This is a genomic window from Pseudomonas sp. 05T35 (genome assembly GCF_056396605.1).
In genome coordinates this window covers 1-3,285 of sequence record NZ_JBFTLU010000479.1, presented here as the reverse complement: position 1 = coordinate 3,285, position 3,285 = coordinate 1, and the positions used below count along the sequence as shown (strand labels likewise).

General features: G+C 62.9%; 3 protein-coding genes. 2 read left to right on the top strand and 1 reads right to left on the bottom strand.

Annotated features, from left to right (window positions below):
• Window positions 1–151 precede the first annotated feature (151 nt).
• Together qhpE and qhpG are read left to right on the top strand one after the other, a co-directional pair.
• Window positions 152–829, top strand: a complete 678-nt coding sequence (qhpE, locus tag AC1DH9_RS25620; protein WP_427539648.1) for a subtilisin-like serine protease QhpE — start codon at window positions 152–154, stop codon at window positions 827–829.
• Window positions 826–2,121 (top strand): flavin-dependent monooxygenase QhpG, encoded by a 1,296-nt coding sequence (gene qhpG / locus AC1DH9_RS25615; RefSeq protein ID WP_427539651.1) that lies wholly within the window; start codon window positions 826–828, stop codon window positions 2,119–2,121. The genes qhpE and qhpG overlap by 4 nt, the downstream gene beginning before the upstream one ends.
• Before the next feature lie 136 nt (window positions 2,122–2,257).
• On the opposite strand, the gene AC1DH9_RS25610 is transcribed toward qhpG, so the two are convergent.
• Window positions 2,258–3,285, bottom strand: a 1,028-nt coding sequence (locus AC1DH9_RS25610) for an aldehyde dehydrogenase family protein (protein ID WP_477809024.1), incomplete at its 5' end; no start/stop codon positions are given.

Here is a 3,285-nt window from a genome sequence, read left to right as displayed (position 1 = left end):
GAGGCCACTGAACGGGAAGTCATCGAGGCCATCGATCGACTGTTTGCCGGACGTACACGAATCCTGATCAGCCATCGCCCCTCAACCCTGGCCGATGCGGATCTGCGCTTTGAGTTGTTCGACGGCGTGCTAACGCAGGTTAAGGTGCTGCATGAAGCTTGAGCTAAGGATTGGCGTGGTCGACAGCGGACATTCCGTGGCACAACGCGGACAAGTGAGTGCCGGGCGACGGTTTTACCTGGTCGAAGACGGACTCGCCGATGATGAGCTGCGTGACGATCCGCTCGGCCACGGTAGCGCAGTCGTCGAGGCAATCAGCCGGCGTGCAGCCTCTGCACGGTTTTGCGTAGCGCAGGTGTTCGACCAGCGTGGCGTCACCAGCGCCTTGCAGATTGCCACGGCGATCGATTGGCTGGTGGCGCAGGATGTTCGAGTAATCAACCTCAGCCTGGGCTTGCGTCAAGACCGCAGCCTGCTGCGTGAAGCCTGTTCGGCAGCATTGGCCCGTGGTGTTTTGCTGTGTGCCTCGAGTCCGGCGCAAGGCGAGGGTGTGTACCCGGCGAGTTACCCGCAGGTGTTGCGGGTGACTGGCGATGCCCGTTGCGGCGAACACGAATGGTCGTGGCTCAACAGTCAGCAGGCCGACTTTGCCGCCTGTGTTCAGGGCATGTACCCAGGGCAATCCGGTGCCAGTCTCGGTTGCGCGGCGTTGACCGGGCATATCGCCAATTTTCTTGCCGGACACCTCGATGCGAGCAATGCGCAGGTCCTTGAATGGCTACGAGACAATGCCCGTTATCATGGCCCTGAGCAGCGAGTCTGGACATGAGCAGCATCCTGATTCTCGGCGCCGGGCCTGCGGGCGCGGCGGTGGCGTTGGGTCTGCGCCGGTTGGGTTATGCGGTGACGCTGGTCAGCGACTGGCGCCGATTTGCGGCGCTTGAAGGCGTTTCGCAACGGGTACTCGAAGCCCTGCGCGGTGCCGGCTTGAATCAGGCACTGGCGCAGGTGGCGTTGCCATCGCAGCGACAGGTGTCGTGGAACGGCCAGCAGCATGCGCAAAACATCGAGTTTCTGCTGGATCGGCCGAGCTTTGATCGCGGCCTGCGTGAGGATTTGCGCCTGGCCGGTGTCGCGTTGATCGAAGGCCGGGTGTTGGCGGTTCACTCCCAGGCGTCGGGTCATCGGGTTGAGGTCGAAGGTCATGCTGAGCTGAACAGCGAGTTTCTGGTAGAGGCCCGTGGTCGTCAGGCGCCAGCACTTGGCAAAGGACTGCGCGGACCGGAGACGGTCAGCCTGCTCAACCGTTGGCAGGGCGCACCAGGCAGCACCGCCAGCGCGGTGGAAAGCCTGCCGGACGGTTGGGCCTGGATGGCACGGCGGGCCGACGGTCAATGTTATTGGCAGTTGACCGTGGACGTGGCCAGCGCCGAATTGCCGGGCAAGGCGCAGTTGCTCGACTACTGTCGCCAGCGCCGCGAGGACTCGTCGTTGGCCATCGATTTTTTCGGATCGCAGCCTGAAACCGACCTGCAACTGCACGCCCGCAGCAGCACGGCGATTCTCAATCAGCAGGTGTGCGGCGATAACTGGATTCGGGTTGGCGATGCGGCCATGGCGGTCGATCCGCTGTCAGGCAACGGCATCTTTCAATCCCTGTCCTCAGCCTTGCAAGCACCGGTGGTGATCAACACCTTGCTGGCTAAACCTGAGCGGGCGGCCTTGGCCCAGCGCTTCCATCAACAACGGGTCGAGCAGCTGTTCTTGCGTTTTGCGCGCATTGGTCGGGACTTTTATGCCGATGAACTGCGCTGGCCGGAGCAACCGTTCTGGCGTGCGCGTCGACAGTGGCCGGACGCTACGCCTGCTCATGCACCCGCCGACTTTGCTTCGCTGAGCATTGAGCGGGCGCCGGTGCTGCGCGATGGGTTTGTCGACGAAGCCGAGGTGGTGATCACGGCGGATCAGCCGTTGGGGATCTGGCATGTGCAAGGGGTTGAGTTGGCGCCGTTGGTGCGACGGTTGCGAACCCAGCCGGCTGACCAGGCGCTGCAAGGTTTGACGGTGGAGCAGGGGCGGGTGGTGCGCGGGTGGTTGCTGGGGCAGGGATTTAAACCCTGAAATGTGTATTGACCGGTCTGGCCCCATCGCGAGCAGGCTCGCTCCCACAGGGATCGGGTGAACGCTGGAGATCCAATGTGGGAGCAGCCGGGCGGCGTTCCGTCTGCTCGCGATGGCGGTCTGGAGGGCCCGATGATTACAGCTTGATCAACACCGACTTCAACTCGGTGTAATGCTCGATCGCCGCATACCCCATCTCCCGACCCACACCAGACATCTTGTAGCCACCAAACGGCAATGCCGGGTCGAGGGCGCTGTGACAGTTGACCCACACCGAACCGGACTTGATCCGTGGAATCATCCGGTGCACGGCCGCCAGGTCGTTCGACCAGATACTCGCCCCCAGGCCATACGGACTGTCATTGGCCATGCGCAATGCATCGGCCTCGTCATCGAACGGAATCGCCACCAGCACCGGGCCAAAGATCTCTTCCTGAACCAGCGAATGCTTTTGATCGACGTCGACAATCACCGTCGGTTTGACGAAGAACCCGGGGCCGAATTGCTCACCGCCACAGGCAATGGTCGCGCCGCTTTCACGGCCCATTTCAATGTAGTTGTACACCCGCTCTTGCTGGCGCGCCGAGATCAGCGGGCCCATGTCAACGCTTGGGTCCAGGCCATTGCCGAGCTTCATCGCGTTGGCGATGCCGGCAATGTCGGCCACCACATTGTCGAAATGCTTGCGCTGCACATAGAGCCGCGAACCTGCGCAGCAGACCTGGCCCTGGTTGAAGAAGATCGCGCTGGCCGCCCCGGCAGCGGCACTGCCGAGGTCGGCATCGGCCATGACGATGGTCGGCGATTTTCCGCCCAGCTCCAGGGTGACCCGGGTCATGGAATCCATGGCGATCTTGCCGATCTGCTTGCCGACGGCGGTGGAGCCGGTGAAGGTCAGTTTGTCCACTAGCGGGTTGTGGGTCAGCGCCGAACCCGCGGTGATGCCGGTGCCGGTGACCACGTTGAATACTCCGCTCGGGTAGCCGGCTTCCAGCACCAGCTCGGCGAGTTTCAGTGCGGTCAGCGGCGTTTCATCCGCCGGTTTCAGCACCACGGTGCAACCGGTCGCCAGGGCCGGGCCGAGTTTCCAGCAGGCCAGCAGCAGCGGGAAATTCCAGGCGACGATGGCGCCGACCACTCCCACCGCTTCACGGCGGATAAAAC